We start from the raw sequence: 20,015 nt of genomic DNA on the forward strand, positions 1-20,015 counted from the left end.
GGTATCGTAAAAACTCAACTGAAAGCGGGTGAGCCAAGCCGCAGAAAATATATTCTATGACCGATTTTCATGATGCAATCGTATCTAATTGTTTCAATAGCTCGATCAATTGTTCTTGATTTGTAAAATCAATGGTTAAACGCCCTTTGCCATTGACTTGTAACTTTACCGCCATCTTTTTTTGTAACCGTTCAGCAAGTGCAGATAATTGCTGCTCAACCTCCGTCGCTAAGACGGGTGAAACAGGAGCTGCAGGAGCCTCACTAGACCAACGTTTAACTAAAGATTCAGCCTGACGTACCGTTAGTTGCTTGTCGACCATTACTTGTGCACAAGGCTGCTGTTGCTCTATAGGTAAAACCAGTAGGCTACGAGCATGGCCCATTTCCAGTTGTTTACTTTCAACGAGACGCTTAACGGCATCATCCAACTGATTTAAACGCAGTAAGTTACTTACTGTGGTGCGCGATTTGCCGATCACATCCGCCACTTGCTGATGGGTTAACTTAAACTCATCTTGTAATCGTTCTAGTGCCTGAGCTTCTTCGATCGCATTCAGATCTTCACGCTGGATATTTTCGATCAACGCCATGGCGATCGCGGCACGATCATCGACCCGCTTGATCAAGCAAGGCACTTGTTTTAAACCCGCCTGCTTAGCGGCACGCCAACGGCGCTCACCCGCGATGATCTCAAAACCACCAAACTCAAGCGGCCTAACCACGATAGGTTGAATAATACCTTGTGACTGAATAGAAAGAGCAAGCTCTTCCAGCGCTTCTGATGACATATCCTTACGAGGCTGATAAATGCCTGGTTTCAGGCTAGTAATCGATAACTCGATTAACTCGCCATCGGTTGACATCGCTTGGCTGTGTGAAGCGGTTTGTTGCTTTTCCCTCGCCATAGAGCTGGTTGCCAGTAAAGCATCTAAGCCTTTTCCTAAACCACGTTTCGACATCTCGGAGCGTTCCTTTTCGGTATTATGCAGGGATTTCTTCGCGACGCAGCATTTCGCCCGCTAAAGCGAGGTAAGCTTTAGAACCCGCGGAATGCTTATCATAATACATGGCTGGTTTACCATGACTTGGGGCTTCAGCGAGCCGAACGTTACGTGGAATAACCGTGCGATACACTTTATTGCCAAAATGCTTTTTCAGTTGATCAGACACTTCATTCGCGAGTCGATTACGTGGATCATACATGGTTCGTAATAATCCTTCGATCTTTAGATTCTCATTGACGACGGCGGCAAGTTTACTGATGGTGTCCATCAAAGCCGTTAACCCTTCTAACGCAAAATACTCACACTGCATGGGCACCAACACCGAATCGGCGGCAGCCATCGCATTGATTGTAAGTAGGTTTAAAGAAGGGGGGCAATCAATAAAGATGAAATCATAGTTATCGCGAACTAATGCCAACGCATTTTTCAAACGTACTTCTCGAGCAAACACTTCCATCAGCTTAATTTCGGCCGCGGTGACATCTCCATTCGCGGCAATCAAATCATAGTAACCCGACGTTTTTCTACACACCACTTGTTCAAATGGTGCTTCTTCGACAAGTAATTCATAAGCGGTGGCATCGACTTGGTATTTATCCACGCCACTGGCCATCGTTGCGTTGCCTTGCGGGTCAAGATCAACCACCAAAACTTTACGTTTTGTGGCCGCCATTGAAGCCGCTAAATTAATGCACGTTGTTGTTTTACCTACGCCACCTTTCTGGTTGGCGATCGCTACGATTTTGCCCACGGTATGCCTCGCTATTATCCCTTGCGCGATAAGATTACAAGATGACGCTCACCTTCCAACTCCGGAACTTTCAAAGCTTTGATGTCGATCACACTGCACCATTCAGGAAGAGAGTTTAGCTCTTCTTGCGGACGTTGCCCCTTTAAGGCTAAAAACACCCCCTGTTTAGCACAAGGTAAGTGATGACACCACTCTACCATATCTAACATGGAAGCAAAGGCACGACTGAGTACGCCATCAAAACCGTGCTCTGGCTTAAACTCTTCGACTCGACTTTGCAGTGCGGTGACATTATCGATTCTCAGCTCATGCAAAACTTGCTTAATAAATCGAATCCGCTTGCCTAAGCTATCGAGTAACACAAACTGTCTATCAGGGTTCATGATCGCCAAAGGAATCCCCGGCAATCCAGGCCCCGTACCTACATCAATAAAGCGTTTCCCCTGTAAATATGGGCTGACCACAATACTATCGAGAATATGCTTAACCAACATTTCCTGTGGATCGCGTACAGAAGTTAGATTATACGCTTTATTCCACTTATTGAGTAACTCTACGTAACCGACCAGTTGCTCACGCTGCTGATCGGAAACGACCAAATCCGTTTGTGCAATCAATGCATCGAGTTTACTTCGTAATAGGTTCATTACGCAGCCTCTCCTTTTTTCAAGAGACCTTGCTTTTTCAGGTGTACTAATAAAATCGAGATTGCGGCAGGAGTTATCCCTGATATACGCGATGCAATCCCTAATGTTTCTGGCTTCGCCGCGTTTAATTTAAGTACAACTTCATTCGATAAGCCTTTGACTTGCTGATAATCCAAATCTGCTGGCAACTTGGTATGTTCATGACGCAGCGATTTTTCTATCTCATCTCGCTGACGCTGAATATAACCTTCGTATTTAACTTGAATCTCAACTTGTTCCGCCGCTTCACTATCTTCAATCGCTGGAGAAAACGTCGCGATAGACGTCACCTGTTGATAGGTCATTTCAGGACGACGCAACAAATCTTCCCCATTCGCTTCTCGCGAAATAGGGGTTTTCAATAATGCGTTCAACGCCTCAGCATCTGTAGACGTTGGATTAATCCAAGTTTCTTTTAAACGCTGACGTTCTTGCTGCATATGTTCGACTTTTTGATTAAAACGAGCCCAACGCTGTTCACAAACTAAACCCAGTTGATAAGCTTTTTCTGTGAGACGGAGATCGGCGTTATCTTCGCGCAGCAACAAACGGTATTCAGCGCGAGAAGTGAACATACGATAAGGTTCTTTGGTGCCCATGGTTGAAAGATCATCGATCAATACGCCCATATAAGCTTGATCGCGGCGCGGACTCCAGCCTTCTTTGTCTTGACTGTACAAGCTGGCATTTAAACCTGCCATTAAGCCTTGAGCGGCCGCTTCTTCATAGCCGGTGGTACCATTGATTTGTCCAGCAAAGAACAAGCCGTTAATAAACTTGGTCTCGTAAGTCTGTTTTAGATCTCTTGGGTCAAAGAAGTCATATTCAATCGCATAACCAGGTCGAACAATATGCGCATTTTCGAAGCCCTGCATCGAGCGCACAATTTGTACTTGGACATCAAACGGCAAACTGGTCGAGATACCATTAGGGTAGAGCTCGGTTGTTGTTAGTCCTTCAGGCTCAATAAAAATTTGGTGGCTGTTCTTATCTGAAAAGCGCATCACTTTATCTTCAATGGATGGGCAATAACGCGGACCAATCCCTTCGATAACTCCGGCATACATCGGGCTACGATCCAAGTTATTACGAATCACATCATGGGTTTTTTCATTGGTGTGGGTAATAAAACAAGGAATTTGACGTGGATGTTGCTCACGCTTGCCCATGAATGAAAAAACGGGTGTTGGATTATCGCCGTGTTGTGCTTCTAGCTGGGAGAAATCAACACTACGTGCATCAATTCGTGGGGGGGTTCCCGTTTTTAAACGATCGACGCGGAATGGCAGTTCACGCAAACGATGAGCCAAAGCGATCGAAGGAGGATCCCCAGCTCGACCGCCTGAAAAGTTTTCTAATCCTATGTGGATCTTGCCACCAAGGAAAGTCCCTACCGTCAATACCACCGATTTAGCGTGAAACTTAAGGCCCATTTGCGTGACAACACCACGCACATGATCTTGTTCAACGATCAAGTCGTCGGCCGCTTGCTGAAACAGGGTTAAATTCGGCATATTTTCTAATGCATGACGAACATAAGCTTTATAAAGCGCACGATCCGCCTGCGCTCGAGTCGCACGAACCGCTGGACCTTTAGAAGCATTTAAGGTTCTAAATTGAATACCTGCATGGTCAATGGCTTGTGCCATTAAACCACCCATCGCATCCACTTCTTTGACTAAGTGGCCTTTACCAATTCCGCCGATAGCGGGATTGCAGGACATCTGGCCTAAAGTATCGATATTATGAGTCAGAAGTAACGTACGCTGTCCTGTACGAGCGGCTGCGAGTGCGGCTTCCGTTCCTGCGTGACCGCCACCAACCACAATGACGTCAAATGTTTCGTGATAAAGCATGAACGACCTCAGGTATTTATTGAGATAGGGATAAACAAAAGAGACGTATTCTACCTTCTTTCCTAAGCAGAGAAAATCGCTTTTCGAGTTTTTTACTTCACGCGTTATTTAATAATATAAAGAAAGATCTATAGAAAGATCTTTTATTAGATCTATTATTACGCAAGATGATCTCTGTGGATAAGCGGGAAATGATCAACAAGATCATGATCATGTTAGCGATCAGATCATGTGTTCAGACACTGATCAAATCGCGTATTAGCTGGGATCAAAAAAAGGTTTTATGCACAGGCATAAAAAAGATCTTCGGTTTAAAAAGAATAACTATAGGTTAATCACCGTATAAAGACTTACTTATCCACAGGTGATTGGAGAGTCAACCAGGTTAATAGGGATAAAAAGTGATGGGTATGAAGAGTGAAAAACAAAAAAAGCGGCCGAAGCCGCTTTTTTTGTTGTTTTTGAGAGTAGGGATTACTGATTTTCTAATAGATGTTGATTAATAGCAATCTTACGCGGTTGCATAGCTTGTGGTATTTCTCGTTCTAAGTCGATATGCAATAAACCGTTTTCAAGCCCTGCTCCCATCACTTTTACGTAGTCCGCTAATTGGAATTTACGTTCAAAATTACGTTCAGCAATACCTTGATAGATATAATTGCGGTTGTCTTCTTGCTGACGCTCACCGCGAACAATTAAGGTATTTTCTTGTTGAGTAATATCGAGTTCTTGCTCTGCAAAGCCAGCAACCGCCATTGTGATACGGTATTTATTGTCTTCTTGTTGCTCGATATTATAAGGAGGATAACCCCCTTGAGTATTTTTGTTACTGTTTGCTTCCATCATATTCAATAGACGGTCAAAGCCAATCGCGTTGCGGTATAAAGGAGTAAAATCGACAGTTCTCATAATGCTATCCTCTTAGTAAGCAATAGTCTTAACGAGTTTCGTTAAGGATGAGGCTTATTGTTAACAACTAAGCTCATCAAGATTAATGTTGATGGACGGGCTTACCTCAGTGAGCGTAACGCCAATCCAAGTTGAGGCCCTTGCGGCATCCTCTTCACTACTTTATATAAGGTCGGTCGTTGGACTTTCAAGAGTCGCGTATCGATTTTTTTTGAAAAAGCCTAATCGAATGATTAGGCTCAGGGATAATCAATTAGCTAAGAAAACGTTACTTGCCGCGACTTTTACGTGCTTTTTCTACTCCGTTTTCCGAGGCTTTTTCTTGTTTCAATTTACGCTTTTCTTTTAAGCTTAATTGAGGTTTCTTCAGGTCTTTTTTACTCATGAGTGAGATCTCCTTCATTTACTGACAAAGTAAACAACCACATGGTACAGATGTACGTCGAGGTTGGTATGACTGACGGGTAACTTGGGTGATAACAAAAGAGTGTCGTTGTCCGAGCAGTAGCAGACTAATTACTTCTTGCTCAGTTCGGCCAAACAGTGCGGCTCCTAAGTAGGAATCGATCGCAATATAGCCCACGGTATGATCACAACGATGATCTGCAACCAGCTTGATTTTAAAAGGACTATTGGTGGCTACATCCAATAGGTGTACGGTATCTCCTAAGCGAATGCTGGTGGAGCGAGGGCAATGCGGGGTATTTTGCTGCTCTTGTCGTTCGAACAATTGAATGAGGAGCAAAGGGGATTGGTAGGTGATAAACCCACTGGTTAGCCACCACATGCGTAACGTTTGTAGCCATGATCGATAAAAGCGGTAAAGCATAGTGATTTCTCCTCACTCCTGATAACAAGACAGCCGTTAAGTGTCTCCCGAGAGCAAGTTTGCTCTCGGTCTAAACCAGAAATGCCATCACTATTCCTCCTGCAAATGTTATGTGATTCCCTGTCACGGCTAGTGACTATTGGGCTATATCATGAAGTCTGTTGACTATAGCGAGTTAAAAAAAGAAAGCAAAAGCGCTCGACCAGAGAAAATGGCGTTTTTAGTCATTAAAGAACAGAAAATGGTAAGGGTAAGATTGATACTAGGGCTAAAGGCCAGTTTTATCGAAATAAGAGAATAAAATGGTTATTTTTGCTGTTTATATAAACAAAAACGCAGTGCCGAAGCACTGCGTGAGAGAACACGATGTTATGAAAAACTACACGTCTAAGTTTGCTACTCTTAATGCGTTGTTCTCAATAAAGGCACGACGAGGCTCTACTTGATCGCCCATCAATGTGGTAAATAGCTCATCAGCACCGACGGCATCTTCAATGGTGACTTGCATCATGCGACGTGACTCAGGATCCATGGTGGTTTCCCAAAGTTGATCTGGGTTCATTTCTCCCAAACCTTTATAACGTTGGATTGCTAAACCACGACGTGATTCTTTAATGAGCCAGTCAAGGGCGGCGGTGAAACTGGAAACCACTTGGGTACGCTCGCCACGTTGAATGTATGCCCCCTCTTCTAGAAGCCCATCGAGCGAATCAAAAAGATCCGCCAATCGGTTGTATTCTTTAGAATTAAGCAGATCAACACTGAGTAGGTAATCGTACGTAACCCCATGGGTACGGACGATAATTTTCGGTGAATAAACACCGAGCTCTGGATTATGCTCAATCGCAAAGTGATACTGACTTGCACCGACTTCTTTGGCGTTCAATTGAGTGACCAAACGTTCGGTCCATGCTTCTACCGCACTGCTATCTTGGCATTGTTGCTCGGTTAAACGTGGCATATAGGTAAATTCATTGAGCATCGCCAGTGGATAACGGCGGCTCATTCTTTCCACTAATTTCATCGCTGCATTGTATTGCAGCACCAGTTTCTCTAGTGGTTCACCCGCTAACGCTGGCGCATCGGCATTCACATGCAAAGAGGCATTATCGAGCGCTAAAGCAATTTGATATTGCGTCATGGCATCTTCATCTTTGATGTACTGCTCTTGTTTGCCTTTTTTGACTTTATACAGCGGTGGCTGAGCAATATAGATGTAGCCACGTTCGATCAATTCTGGCATTTGACGATAGAAGAAGGTCAATAATAGCGTTCGGATGTGCGAACCATCGACGTCAGCATCGGTCATGATAATGATATTATGATAACGCAGTTTGTCTGGGTTATATTCATCGCGGCCAATACCACAGCCCAGTGCGGTGATCAGTGTCGCAACCTCTTGTGACGAGAGCATTTTATCAAAACGAGCTTTTTCTACGTTAAGGATTTTACCTTTGAGCGGCAAAATGGCTTGATTCTTACGGTTACGTCCCTGCTTTGCAGAGCCGCCCGCTGAATCTCCCTCGACAATATACAGTTCAGACAGTGCTGGATCTTTCTCTTGGCAATCAGCAAGTTTGCCTGGCAAACCTGCAAGGTCGAGTGCGCCTTTACGACGCGTCATTTCACGCGCTTTACGTGCCGCTTCGCGAGCTCGAGCGGCATCAATAATTTTACTACACACCATTTTCGCTTCAGAAGGATGCTCTGCTAAAAACTCATTGAGCTTTTCACCCATCGCTGACTCAACCGCCGCCTTCACTTCAGAAGACACCAATTTGTCTTTGGTTTGGCTGGAGAACTTAGGATCTGGAACTTTAACAGAAACGACGGCTGTTAAGCCTTCACGAGCATCATCGCCAGACGTCGCGGTTTTGGCTTTTTTGCTGTAGCCTTCTTTTTCCATATAGGTGTTAAGCGTTCGAGTCAGTGCAGCGCGGAATCCGGCTAAGTGAGTCCCGCCATCACGCTGTGGGATATTATTGGTAAAGCAGTAGATGTTTTCTTGGAAACCATCATTCCATTGCATTGCGACTTCAACGCTGGTGCCATCTTCACGGTCATGATTGAAGTGGAATACTTTGTCATGAATCGGCGTTTTATTGCGATTGAGGTGGGTAACGAACGCTCGAATCCCCCCTTCATACATAAAGTGATCGTGTTTATCCGCTTCACGCTCATCTTGTAGACGAATCGAGACGCCTGAGTTTAAAAAAGACAGCTCACGCAGGCGTTTAGCTAGAATGTCATAATGGAATTCAATGTTGGTAAACGTCTCGGCACTCGGCCAAAAGCGCAGTGTAGTACCAGTACGTTCGGTATCACCAACCACCGCTAAGGGGGCTTGAGGTACGCCATGACGATAGGTTTGAGTGTGAATTTTGCCACCACGATAGATGGTTAACAAAACTTTTTCAGACAACGCGTTGACGACAGAAACCCCAACGCCGTGCAAGCCACCGGATACTTTGTAGGAGTTATCATCAAACTTACCCCCAGCGTGCAATACGGTCATGATAACTTCTGCAGCAGAGACGTTTTCTTCGGTATGTAATTCCGTTGGGATACCACGGCCATCATCGCTGACCGATACCGAGTTATCTTCATGAATTGTCACGACGATATCTTTACAGTGACCCGCTAACGCTTCATCTATTGAGTTATCCACCACCTCAAAAACCATGTGGTGAAGACCGGTGCCATCATCGGTGTCGCCGATGTACATTCCTGGACGCTTACGTACCGCGTCTAGACCCTTCAGTACCTTAATACTCGATGAATCGTAATTATTCGACATGAGTGACTCTCTCAGTAGTTATCCTTGCTCTATTGTGCCATGTTCGACATGAAACATCTTGCTATTCGGCTCGATCATGTCGGTGACTTGGCTTTCAGTAATAGAACTTACAAAAACTTGAGCCCCCGTCGCTTTTAAGCAGTCTGCTAGACGCTGACGACGTTGGCTATCGAGTTCGGAAGCAAAATCATCAATCAGATAAATGCATTGCTTCCCGGTCAGCTCGGTTAAATGTTGACCTTGTGCTACGCGCAGGGCGCAGACCATCAACTTAAGCTGGCCGCGTGATAGAACATCTTCTACAGGTGTTCCATTCACTTTTATTTTCAAATCCGCTTTGTTTGGACCGCTGAAGGTGTAACCCAACAATTGGTCACGGGCAAAGTTGTTTTGCAATATCTCTTTATAAGGCGTTTGTTTATCCCAACCTCGATAGTAGGTTAAGCTGATCGAAAATTCGGGTAAGAAGCTTTGGCACAATGCTTCGGCCACTTTTTTCATGTGCTCGACATAGATCTGCCGCCATTGATCTATCTGCTCGGCAAGCTGAGCTAATTCTTGATCCCAATAGCTGATCTCGCGATAGCTTTTGGCGGTTTTAAGCAGCGCATTACGCTGTTTATTTAAGCGTTTAAATCGTCCCCAAGCATCAAAAAAAGCGGGTTGAGAATGAAAAACCCCCCAATCAATAAAGGCTCGACGCTGTTTCGGTCCATCGGTTAGTAGTTCAAATCCTTCAGGATGAATTAACTGCAATGGTAGGACTTGCGCCAGCTGAGCTAACTTTTGTCCTGATTGACCGCCTATTTTAACCTCTGTTGAGCCATCTCGCTGCTTATTAATGCCAATCGGTAGCTCAAATTGATCCGAGTTCAAAAAACGGCCATGAACAAACAGTTCTGAGCACTCATTTTGGATCACTCTTCCAGTTAATGAGCTCTTAAATGAGCGACCATGGCCCAATAAATAGATAGCTTCTAGTACACTGGTTTTACCGCTGCCATTTGGACCAATAAGAAAATTAAAGCCTGATGACAGGGTCATATCACAGGCTTTAATGTTACGAAACTGCTGAACGACTAAGCGCGTTAATGGCATGCTATGTTCTTTATCTGTCAATTAAAGACGGATTGGCATCACCACGTACATGGCACTGTCGTCCTCAACATTTTCGATTAATGCACTGGCATTCGCATCTGACATTGAGATGCGGACTTGGTCACAGCGCAAGGTATTGAGCACATCAATCACGTAACTGACGTTAAAACCAATCTCAATTGCCTCACCAGTAAAGCTCACATCGAGCATCTCTTCGGCTTCTTCTTGCTCTGGGTTATTGGCGGTAATGCGCATCGTTCCTTCAGCAAGGTTAACCCGCACGCCACGAAACTTTTCATTAGATAAAATCGCCGCGCGTGAGAAAGCCTGGCGTAATTCATCGCAGCCAGTGATTAGTGTCTTATTAGTATTTTGCGGTAAAACTCGGCGATAATCAGGGAAACGGCCGTCAACGAGCTTAGATGTAAAGACAAATTGGTTGACTTCTGCACGTAGATTTGACGCTCCAATTTGCAACACAACCGGTTGTTCTGGCGCATCAAGCAATTTTACAAGCTCTAAAATACCTTTACGAGGGAAGATAATTTGTTTGTTTGCCAACGCTTGAGAGACGGTCGTTTGAGCGACAGCCATACGATGGCCATCAGTTGCTACGGCACGTAAGGTCGAAGCATCGATTTCAAACATCATTCCATTCAGATAATAACGCACATCTTGGTTAGCCATAGAAAACTGAGTTTTCTCAATCAGGCCCCGTAATTCGGCTTGAGTGACAGTAATATCGATATCGCTCTGCCAATCTTCAATATTTGGGAAGTCATTGGCTGGTAGGGTTGCCAGTGAAAAACGGCTGCGACCTGAGCGAATCGAAATGCGGTCTCCTTCAAGCAGCACGGTGATCACCGCACTGTCCGGTAAACCTCGACAGATATCCAAAAATTTACGCGCTGGAACGGTAATACTGCCTGCTTCAAAGTCCCCTTCCAAGGTAACTCGACTGATCAATTCCACTTCTAAGTCGGTTGCGGTGATCGAGAGTTGGTTATCTTCAATCTTTAATAATAAATGACTTAGAATGGGTAACGCAGCTCGTCCACCTAATGTACCGGAGACCTGTTGCAGGGGTTTAATAAAGTGACTACGTTCAATGGTAAATTTCATAGTGAGATCTTAACCTAACGATATGGAATAAAACGGTACCTAATAAGCGTTCAATATAGCGTAAAAACTTATGAAGAAAGGGTACGAATTAAATTGGAATAATCTTCTTTTATGTCGTGACTTTCTTCACGCAATTGTTCGATTTTTCGGCAAGCATGCAGCACCGTAGTATGGTCTCTACCACCAAATGCATCGCCAATTTCTGGTAGGCTATGGTTGGTCAACTCTTTCGAAAGCGCCATAGCTAGCTGGCGAGGACGGGCCACAGAACGAGAGCGGCGTTTAGATAACAAATCAGCAACTTTGATTTTGTAGTATTCAGCAACGGTTTTTTGAATGTTATCAATCGTGACCAGCTTTTCTTGTAAAGCAAGCAGATCACGGAGTGCTTCACGAACAAAATCAATCGTGATCGGTCGACCGGTAAAATTCGCATTGGCGATCACTCGGTTAAGTGCTCCTTCCAATTCACGCACATTAGAACGTAAGCGTTTAGCAATAAAGAACGCCACTTCATCAGGAAGATGAATTTGATGATCTTCCGCTTTGGTCATTAATATGGCTACGCGAGTTTCTAATTCCGGAGGCTCAATCGCAACGGTTAATCCCCACCCGAAACGAGACTTCAGACGATCTTCTACCCCGTTGATCTCTTTGGGATAACGATCCGATGTTAAAATGATCTGTTGATTACCTTCAAGCAATGCGTTGAAGGTGTGGAAAAACTCTTCTTGAGAACGTTCTTTGTTGGCAAAAAATTGAATGTCATCGATCAATAAAGCATCGACGCTACGATAGTAACGTTTAAATTCTTCAATGGCGTTATTTTGCAGCGCTTTAACCATATCTTGCACAAAACGCTCAGAGTGCATGTAGACCACTTTCGCATTGGGTTTGTTATCGACAATCGCATTACCAACCGCGTGCAATAGGTGAGTTTTACCTAAGCCTGTTCCCCCATATAAAAACAATGGGTTATAAGCTGCACCTGGGTTATCGGCCACTTGACGCGCGGCGGCAAGACCGAGTTGGTTCGATTTACCTTCAACAAAATTATTAAACTTATGTTTCGGGTTTACATTAGAGCGATGATTGATATCGCTAGCGGCAGAATCGTCATCCCATGTTTTATGAACCGGTCTGCGCTGAGCTAATTGCGCTGGGGCAGAGGATTCGGCAGCAACATCCGCTGCGGTTCGGATTGGGGCGACAGGAGCGGACGCAATTACTCGTCGACTGCCGACTTCAAATCGTAAGCTGGGTGCATTATGCCCGCAATGTTCTCTAAGTAACCTGTTGATATTGTTTATGTATTTATCACGTACCCAATCGAGCACAAAGCGGTTTGGGGCGAACAAAGTGAGAGTATTGTCATTGAGCTCCGCTTGTAACGGACGAACCCACATACTGAATTCTGTGGCTGGTAGCTCTTCTTGAAGCTGTTGCAAACACTGCAACCAAAGCGAAGATGACACGGTTCCCTCACTCTAAAATTAATGGCTAATAAAGAAGGTGATTCTACCTGTTGATAACTTAGATCGCCAGTGATTGATCGATAAACTCTTGAATAAGATCGAAGTTATACACAAGGTTCAGGGGATATTTACGAAGATCCTCACAGGGATCAAGCTAATTACCCCCATTATGATCCACATATACTAAGATCTTGCTAAGTTATCCCCAATAGTGATTTTTACTATCTTATTTTGTATTAATCGCCAATAAGCTATGGTTAACCCGGTATAAGATGTGCATCAGATGAGATGTTGATCCGTCGTTGAGTCTGTGGAAAAAGGCAGATTAAGTAAAAAAGCGTGAAGATCGAACGAGGATCCTTGAGATTTCATTGATACTCCGTATAATCGCCCGACCGGAAAGAATGGGGAGGTAAATGACTTATTGAAAAATGAGTAACACTTCGCCACCCCAAGTCATTGACACTTTTTGTGACTGTGATTACAATTCCGCCTCTTTGTTGAGAGGCGTCGGCGTCTTTACGAAGACACATATCCCACGCCGGGTTAACTTAAGAACCTAACACTACTGATCAGTAAAGGTAATAATAATGTCTAAACGCACTTTTCAACCTTCAGTTCTAAAGCGCAAGCGTAGCCACGGTTTCCGTGCACGCATGGCGACTGCGAACGGTCGTAAAGTAATCAATGCACGTCGTGCAAAAGGCCGTAAGCGCCTGTCAAAATAATCACTGAATTATTTTGAATACGTACGCGTTCAATCGGGAGTTACGTCTGTTAACTCCCGAGCATTATCAAAAAGTCTTCCAGCAAGCGCATCGTGCTGGCTCTCCTCACTTTACCATCATTGCTCGCGATAATAACCTTTCTCATCCTCGTTTAGGATTAGCTGTCCCAAAGAAGCAAATTAAAACGGCTGTGGGTCGTAATCGCTTTAAACGTATTGCTCGTGAAAGTTTTCGTCTCCATCAACATAAACTTGCTAACAAAGATTTTGTTGTGATCGCGAAGAAAACCGCGCAAGATTTAAGCAATGAAGAACTGTTTACTTTATTCGACAAGTTATGGCATCGCCTATCTCGCCCTTCACGTGGTTGACTATTGGTTTAGTTAAACTTTACCAATGGATCATCAGTCCGCTTATCGGCCCTCGTTGCCGGTTTACGCCGACTTGCTCAAATTATGCGATAGAAGCATTGAGAGCTCACGGTTTTATAAAAGGGTGTTGGTTATCTGGCAAACGTCTATTAAAATGCCACCCTTTGAACGAAGGGGGATATGACCCCATTCCACCAGTCAAAAAACCAGACAGAGACAAATAACGATGGATTCTCAACGTAATATCCTGTTAATTGCTTTGGCGCTTGTTTCTTTTTTACTTTTCCAGCAATGGCAAGCAGCAAAGAACCCAGCCCCACAAGTGATTGAGCAGGCTCAAACCAGCACCACGGCCCCAGCACCTTCATTTGCAGATGAATTTGATCCTGCTCCTGAGCAACATCGTGCTGCTGCACAAACCGTGACGGTCACCACGGATGTTTTGACTCTGTCAATTGATACCGTTGGTGGGGATATTATTCATGCTTTGCTCAATCAGTACGCTGATGAACTTAATTCATCGACGCCATTTACTTTGTTAAGAAATGACCCTAATCACTTATTTATCGCTCAAAGTGGTTTGATTGGGCCGCAAGGTATCGATTTGAGTAGCAATCATCGTCCGGTTTATCACGTTGATGGTGATCATTTTGCGTTAGCAGATGGTGAGCAGGAACTGCGTATTCCTATGACCTATCAAGCGAATGGCATTGAGTACGTGAAAACCTTCATTGTTAGACGTGGTGATTATGCCGTTGATGTTACGTTTGATGTGATCAACCGTTCTGGTAATAACGCGACGTTAGGTATGTATGCGCATTTGCGTCAAACCTTACTTGATTCAGGCGGCAGTTTAGCGATGCCGACTTATCGTGGTGGCGCTTACTCTACCGAAGATACACGTTATAAAAAATTCAGCTTCAAAGATATGCAAGATCGTAACTTGTCACTACCTTTACCGAATGGTCAGGGGTGGGCAGCGATGATCCAGCATTACTTTGCTAGCGCATGGATTCCTCGCAATGAACCTGGTACCAATCTGTATTCTCGTGTGATTGGTAACGTTGGTGATATTGGTGTGCGCATGCCAAACAAAACTATTGCTGATGGTGATGCGACTCAGTTTACGGCGACCTTATGGGTTGGCCCTAAATTGCAAAATGACATGGCCGCTACCGCTCCTAATCTAGACTTAGTGGTCGACTACGGTTGGTTATGGTTTATTGCTAAGCCGCTGCATACTTTGCTGTCATTTATTCAGAGCTTTGTCGGCAATTGGGGTGTGGCGATTATCTGTTTGACCTTTATCGTTCGTGGTGCCATGTACCCACTGACCAAAGCGCAATACACGTCAATGGCCAAAATGCGTATGCTACAGCCTAAGCTACAAGCTATGCGTGAGCGTATTGGCGATGATCGTCAGCGTATGAGCCAAGAAATGATGGAATTGTACAAGAAAGAGAAAGTCAACCCTCTGGGTGGCTGTCTACCTATCTTGCTACAGATGCCGATCTTCATTGCTTTATACTGGGCATTAATGGAGTCGGTTGAACTGCGTCATTCACCATTCTTTGGTTGGATTCATGACTTATCAGCGCAAGACCCATACTACATCTTGCCATTGCTGATGGGTGCCAGTATGTTCCTGATTCAGAAAATGAGTCCGAATACCATTACTGACCCTATGCAGCAGAAGATCATGACCTTCATGCCGGTGATGTTTACCTTCTTCTTCCTGTTCTTCCCATCAGGCTTAGTGCTTTACTGGTTGGTATCGAATATCGTAACGTTAATTCAACAAACGTTGATTTACCGTTCACTAGAGAAGCGCGGTTTGCACTCTAAGTAATAGGCGATTGAGTTAATGAAGGCGACCTTTTGGTCGCCTTTTTGTTCGCTGCTGATTACAATAATCACTCATCGATCGTTAAGTAGGTAATAGTATGACCACCGATACCATTGTCGCGCAAGCTACCGCTCCTGGGCGAGGCGGCGTTGGCATCATTCGTGTTTCTGGCCCACAAGCCGCTTTCGTGGCCAAGCAAGTAACCGGAATGGACCTTAAGCCTCGTTATGCGAAGTATTTGCCTTTCAAAGATGCTGATGGCGCTGAACTAGACCAAGGCATCGCGCTGTATTTCCCAAATCCTCACTCCTTTACCGGTGAAGATGTCCTTGAGCTACAAGGTCATGGCGGCCCCGTGGTAATGGACATGTTGATCAAGCGTATCTTAGCGATTCCTGGTCTTCGTCCAGCGCGCCCTGGCGAGTTTTCTGAGCGAGCGTTTTTGAACGATAAGTTAGATTTAACCCAAGCGGAAGCGATTGCGGACTTAATTGACGCCAGTTCAGAACAAGCGGCAAAATCCGCCCTTCAATCGCTGCAAGGACAATTTTCTAAACGAATTAATACTCTAGTTGAATCACTGATACATTTACGTATTTACGTTGAAGCGGCGATTGATTTCCCGGAAGAAGAAATTGATTTTCTGGCGGATGGTAAAGTTTCTGCTGATTTACAAGCCATCATTGATAATCTGGCTGCGGTTCGTCAAGAAGCCAACCAAGGTGCGATTATGCGTGAAGGGATGAAGGTAGTGATAGCCGGTCGCCCTAATGCCGGTAAATCGAGCCTGTTAAATGCGTTATCGGGTAAAGACTCGGCGATTGTGACCGACATTGCTGGTACCACGCGTGATGTATTGCGTGAACACATTCATATTGATGGTATGCCGCTGCACATCATTGATACCGCAGGTTTACGTGATGCCTCTGATGAAGTAGAAAAAATTGGTATCGAGCGTGCGTGGGAAGAGATCAAACAAGCTGACCGCGTTTTATTTATGGTCGATGGCACGACGACTGAAGCAACCGATCCAAAGGATATTTGGCCGGACTTTGTTGACCGTCTACCCGATCAAATGGGGATGACGGTGATCCGTAATAAAGTTGATCAAACCGGTGAAACACTGGGTGTCTGTCACGCTAGCCAACCAACTTTGATTCGTCTTTCCGCCAAAACCGGCCAAGGCGTCGAAGCGCTACGCACGCATTTGAAAGAGTGCATGGGCTTTACCGGTAATCAAGAGGGCGGTTTTATGGCGCGTCGTCGCCATCTTGATGCGTTAGAGCGTGCCGCAGAACACTTAGCTATTGGTCAACAGCAACTCGAAGGCTACATGGCCGGTGAGATTCTTGCCGAAGAGTTACGCATTGCTCAGCAGCACTTAAATGAGATCACCGGCGAGTTCAGCTCTGATGATCTCCTTGGACGCATTTTCTCTTCGTTTTGTATTGGCAAATAGAGTGGATAATCCGCTCTATTTTTGCTTGTCATGAGAAATAAAGCCCACGCGTGATCCGCTTGGGCTTTTTTCGTCATTTTGGCTAGTTCACCTCTTGCTGAGAGCGATAGGTTTTGATGCGAGAGTGGATCCCTTCAAGTAAGGTTGTGGTCGATAAGCGTGATTTGAGTAACACAGCTTCAACTTGATCATGCTGATGCTGAGTGACTGGTTTGCCAGAAAGAATGACGATTTTTATTTCAGGTTGGAGTAGCTTTGCCTCAGAAAGTAGCTCCCAGCCAGAGCCGTCAGGAAGGTTAAGGTCTAATAATAGGACATCAAAAGACGCTTGTTGTAGCTTTAGACGAGCTTGTGCAAGGGTTGATGCAAGTTCAAAACGTGCTGAATCTCCCGCCATCTCACGAATGACTTCATGTAAGTCAGAATCATCTTCAACATGCAGCACGTGTGGCTGATAGGGCGATGTTAAGGAAAGCTGCTGTTGGACTAAATGAATCAGTTGCTGTTGATCAATGGGTTTAGAGAGCCACTCGATACCACCGCCATCACCATTAAGCGCTAAGCGTCCTTGCTCAATGGTGGCAGAGACAACCACAATCGGGATGGTGGCCGTGGTGGCCGTGGTGGTTTGCTGGCGAAGTTGACGGATGATCGCTAATCCGCTGATATCAGGAAGCATCAGATCTAAACTAATCAGATCGTAAGTTCGGCTGTGTATGGCTTGCAGTGCATCAGCGCCGTTGTAGCAGATATCAACCTGATACCCAGCATCGCTTAACATGATGGCCAACAGTTTCGCCACATCAACATTATCTTCTACCACCAAAATACGTCCTGTTGGCGGATGGGTGTCGTCATTATTTGAATCAGATTTGAGCGTACATAGTGGTGAAACTAAGGGCAATACAAAGAAAAATCGCGAGCCTTTACCCATCGTAGATTCAAAATCAATTTGTCCACCCATGCGCTCAATCAGCTCACGTGAAATGGCTAGTCCAAGTCCTGTGCCTTCTTTTGCTCGAGTATCAGAGGAATCGGCTTGAGCAAAACGTTGGAAAATACGTTCACGAAACGCTTGGTTAATGCCCGGGCCTTGGTCAATAACGCTGACGATCGCTTTACCGTTATCGGTAGTGACCTCAACAATTACTTGACCATGATCGGATGAAAATTTAATCGCATTGGATAATAAATTAGCCAACACTTGCAGCAAACGTTGACTATCGACATGAACCAAAACTGTGTTCGCGTCACAGATTAAGCGGATTGAGACATCGCGACTGCTGCCATAGTGTTGGTTGGTTTCTATTGCTTGTTCGACCAATAGCGTTAACTCGTGCAAGCGCATGTCGAAATGCAGTTTACCGGCAGCAATTTTTTCAATATCGAGTAAATCATTAATCAAATGGGACAAACGTTGATTATTGCGATGGGCAGTCTTGAGTAGTTTTTGAGTTTTGTCCGGTAGTTCTTCAAAACGACTACCGATAATCAAACCGAGCGCGCCAGAAATAGAGGTAAGGGGGGTTCTTAATTCATGGCTGACGGTTGAGATAAACTCACTTTTCATTTTATTCATACGTTTGTATTCAGTGATATCTTCTGCGATACCAAGGTAGCCGGTTATTTCACCAGCCTCATTACGCATGGTGGTGACGATCAGCGATACCGGAATATGGCGGCCATTTTTGTGCACATAGGTCCACTCTCGTTTCTCGTGATTTTCTTGTTCTGCAATATCAACAAATACTCTAAAACCTTCAACAGGATAACCAAGGAGTGCAGTCAGTTCTACTGAACGTGCGGCGACTTCCTCTTCAAGGTGTAAGCTCGCCGGGGTCTGTTTGCCAATCATCTCGTGCTTGCTGTAACCAAGTAAATGTTCCGCACCAGTATTAAACGCGGTGATAAGCCCATGCTTGTTGGTCGCAATAATTGAAATCTCGCTGGCCGCATCTAATACGGTCGCTAAAAAGCGCTCGGCTTGAGATAAGGCAATTTCTGCCGTTTTTCGTTGTTCCGCAAGGCGGTTCATCGCCCTCGCTAATGCGCAAACTTCAGGACCTCCTTGTTCTAGGAAGTTACCGTCAAAGCGGCCACTATCCGCCATTTGATCAATGCGTCGAGTCATTTTTTCAATCGGTTTGGTGATGCTGTGTGCCAAGCCGATCCCCGCTAATCCTATACAGCTTGTGGCGATGAGAGTGATTAATAATAAGCGATGAAAAGAGGTTTGTGCGGGAGCCATTGCCTCGGTGTAAGGGATGGCGCGTAACACGACCCAGCCGAGTTCTTGTAGCGATCGATTGATCTGTAGATAGCGCTGTTGTTGATAATTAACTAAGGTGCCTGCTGGACTGAGAGATACAGCAGCATCAACCAAAGGATTGACGCCTTCTGCAGGCAAAGGCTCAGGCTTATCAAAGGGTTGTTGCATTGACACAAATAAGCGATGTGTCGGATCAATAATGATGGTGATTAAGTTAGCGGAATCATTAGTGGCTACCTGTTTATTGAGCAGCGGTGTTTTAGATAGATCTAAACTGCCGCCAAGGTAGCCTAAAATCTCTCCCTCGCTGGTGACCAAAGGATGTATATAGGAAATTAACGGCAGGCCAGTTCGACGACCTAGTATAGGTTCTGAGATGACGGGTTGCTGAGTCTGCTTGGCGCGTTGAAAGTGTGGTCTGTCGGCATAGTTGGTTCCAAGGCGACCAGGCACATAATCACTTTCGGCAATTAATGTTGCCTGGGCATCAAAAATGAGTATTCCATCAGGAAACAGATGGCGAGCGACAGAGGGCTTTTGCAGTAAAGCTTGTAGTATCGATGGAGGGTATAATTGCCCTTCTTGGTTTAATACACGGCTCGCCAAGCCTTCTAATCCGAGTAAGCGTTGTTGTTGAGAGAGTTCAAGCTCTGACACTAGGCGATCTATTTTGGCACTCTCGCGCTCCATCACTAACGCTTGGTAATCATTGATCATCAGTTTATAGACGGTTATCAGCAAGCCACAGACCAATACGGTACTGGTGATGATCACGAGGAGAATAATCCGCAGACTTAATGGCACTCGTAGCATG

16 protein-coding genes are annotated in these 20,015 nt (G+C 45.0%); 5 read left to right on the forward strand and 11 right to left on the reverse strand.

Annotated elements, in window-relative coordinates:
* Positions 1-67 precede the first annotated feature (67 nt).
* From VIB_RS16440 to dnaA, 10 genes are all read right to left on the reverse strand, one after another.
* A complete protein-coding gene (locus VIB_RS16440; RefSeq protein ID WP_004397539.1) occupies positions 68-961 on the reverse strand; it encodes a ParB/RepB/Spo0J family partition protein in 894 nt (297 codons plus the stop codon).
* A gap of 22 nt (positions 962-983) precedes the next feature.
* Positions 984-1,757 carry a ParA family protein gene (locus VIB_RS16445; RefSeq protein WP_004397540.1) on the reverse strand — a complete coding sequence of 258 codons (774 nt, stop codon included), beginning with the start codon at positions 1,755-1,757 and terminating at the stop codon, positions 984-986.
* Positions 1,758-1,771: 14 nt separating this feature from the next.
* Positions 1,772-2,404, reverse strand: a complete 633-nt coding sequence (gene rsmG, locus VIB_RS16450) for a 16S rRNA (guanine(527)-N(7))-methyltransferase RsmG (protein ID WP_004397541.1) — start codon at positions 2,402-2,404, stop codon at positions 1,772-1,774.
* Complete coding sequence (mnmG, locus tag VIB_RS16455; protein ID WP_004397542.1) at positions 2,404-4,299, reverse strand: tRNA uridine-5-carboxymethylaminomethyl(34) synthesis enzyme MnmG; 1,896 nt, start codon at positions 4,297-4,299, stop codon at positions 2,404-2,406. Before mnmG ends, rsmG begins: the two co-directional genes overlap by 1 nt.
* A 474-nt stretch (positions 4,300-4,773) precedes the next feature.
* Positions 4,774-5,208 carry an Hsp20 family protein gene (locus VIB_RS16460; RefSeq protein ID WP_004397543.1) on the reverse strand — a complete coding sequence of 145 codons (435 nt, stop codon included), beginning with the start codon at positions 5,206-5,208 and terminating at the stop codon, positions 4,774-4,776.
* 403 nt (positions 5,209-5,611) lie between these two features.
* Positions 5,612-6,037 carry a GreA/GreB family elongation factor gene (locus tag VIB_RS16465; protein ID WP_040905777.1) on the reverse strand — a complete coding sequence of 142 codons (426 nt, stop codon included), beginning with the start codon at positions 6,035-6,037 and terminating at the stop codon, positions 5,612-5,614.
* Positions 6,038-6,416: 379 nt separating this feature from the next.
* On the reverse strand, positions 6,417-8,834 hold the full coding sequence (gyrB, locus tag VIB_RS16470) for a DNA topoisomerase (ATP-hydrolyzing) subunit B (RefSeq protein WP_040905780.1): 2,418 nt from the start codon (positions 8,832-8,834) through the stop codon (positions 6,417-6,419).
* Between the two features lie 18 nt (positions 8,835-8,852).
* Positions 8,853-9,932 carry a DNA replication/repair protein RecF gene (gene recF / locus VIB_RS16475; RefSeq protein WP_004397546.1) on the reverse strand — a complete coding sequence of 360 codons (1,080 nt, stop codon included), beginning with the start codon at positions 9,930-9,932 and terminating at the stop codon, positions 8,853-8,855.
* Between the two features lie 21 nt (positions 9,933-9,953).
* Positions 9,954-11,054, reverse strand: coding sequence for a DNA polymerase III subunit beta (gene dnaN / locus VIB_RS16480; protein WP_040905782.1), 1,101 nt, complete (start codon positions 11,052-11,054; stop codon positions 9,954-9,956).
* A 68-nt stretch (positions 11,055-11,122) separates the two neighbouring features.
* On the reverse strand, positions 11,123-12,529 hold the full coding sequence (gene dnaA, locus VIB_RS16485; protein ID WP_040905784.1) for a chromosomal replication initiator protein DnaA: 1,407 nt from the start codon (positions 12,527-12,529) through the stop codon (positions 11,123-11,125).
* Between the two features lie 590 nt (positions 12,530-13,119).
* Between dnaA and rpmH the strand changes: the two genes are divergently transcribed.
* The 5 genes from rpmH (at position 13,120) to mnmE (ending at position 16,932) form a co-directional block, all read left to right on the forward strand.
* Positions 13,120-13,257 carry a 50S ribosomal protein L34 gene (rpmH, locus tag VIB_RS16490; RefSeq protein ID WP_004397549.1) on the forward strand — a complete coding sequence of 46 codons (138 nt, stop codon included), beginning with the start codon at positions 13,120-13,122 and terminating at the stop codon, positions 13,255-13,257.
* Between the two features lie 46 nt (positions 13,258-13,303).
* Positions 13,304-13,627, forward strand: coding sequence for a ribonuclease P protein component (rnpA, locus tag VIB_RS16495; protein WP_233268204.1), 324 nt, complete (start codon positions 13,304-13,306; stop codon positions 13,625-13,627).
* Positions 13,594-13,851 carry a membrane protein insertion efficiency factor YidD gene (gene yidD / locus VIB_RS17525; RefSeq protein WP_072670255.1) on the forward strand — a complete coding sequence of 86 codons (258 nt, stop codon included), beginning with the start codon at positions 13,594-13,596 and terminating at the stop codon, positions 13,849-13,851. Before rnpA ends, yidD begins: the two co-directional genes overlap by 34 nt.
* A 2-nt stretch (positions 13,852-13,853) precedes the next feature.
* A complete protein-coding gene (yidC, locus tag VIB_RS16500) occupies positions 13,854-15,476 on the forward strand; it encodes a membrane protein insertase YidC (protein WP_004397551.1) in 1,623 nt (540 codons plus the stop codon).
* A gap of 94 nt (positions 15,477-15,570) precedes the next feature.
* The gene (mnmE, locus tag VIB_RS16505; protein WP_004397552.1) at positions 15,571-16,932 is read left to right on the forward strand and encodes a tRNA uridine-5-carboxymethylaminomethyl(34) synthesis GTPase MnmE; all 1,362 of its coding nucleotides are present in this window, start codon (positions 15,571-15,573) and stop codon (positions 16,930-16,932) included.
* 82 nt (positions 16,933-17,014) lie between these two features.
* Here the strand turns inward: mnmE and VIB_RS16510 are convergent, their stop codons facing one another.
* Entirely contained in the window at positions 17,015-20,014 is a 3,000-nt protein-coding gene (locus tag VIB_RS16510; RefSeq protein WP_004397553.1) for a response regulator, read from the reverse strand.
* Position 20,015: the final 1 nt, after the last annotated feature.

This window comes from Vibrio metschnikovii CIP 69.14, assembly GCF_000176155.1.
Taxonomy (GTDB): domain Bacteria; phylum Pseudomonadota; class Gammaproteobacteria; order Enterobacterales; family Vibrionaceae; genus Vibrio; species Vibrio metschnikovii.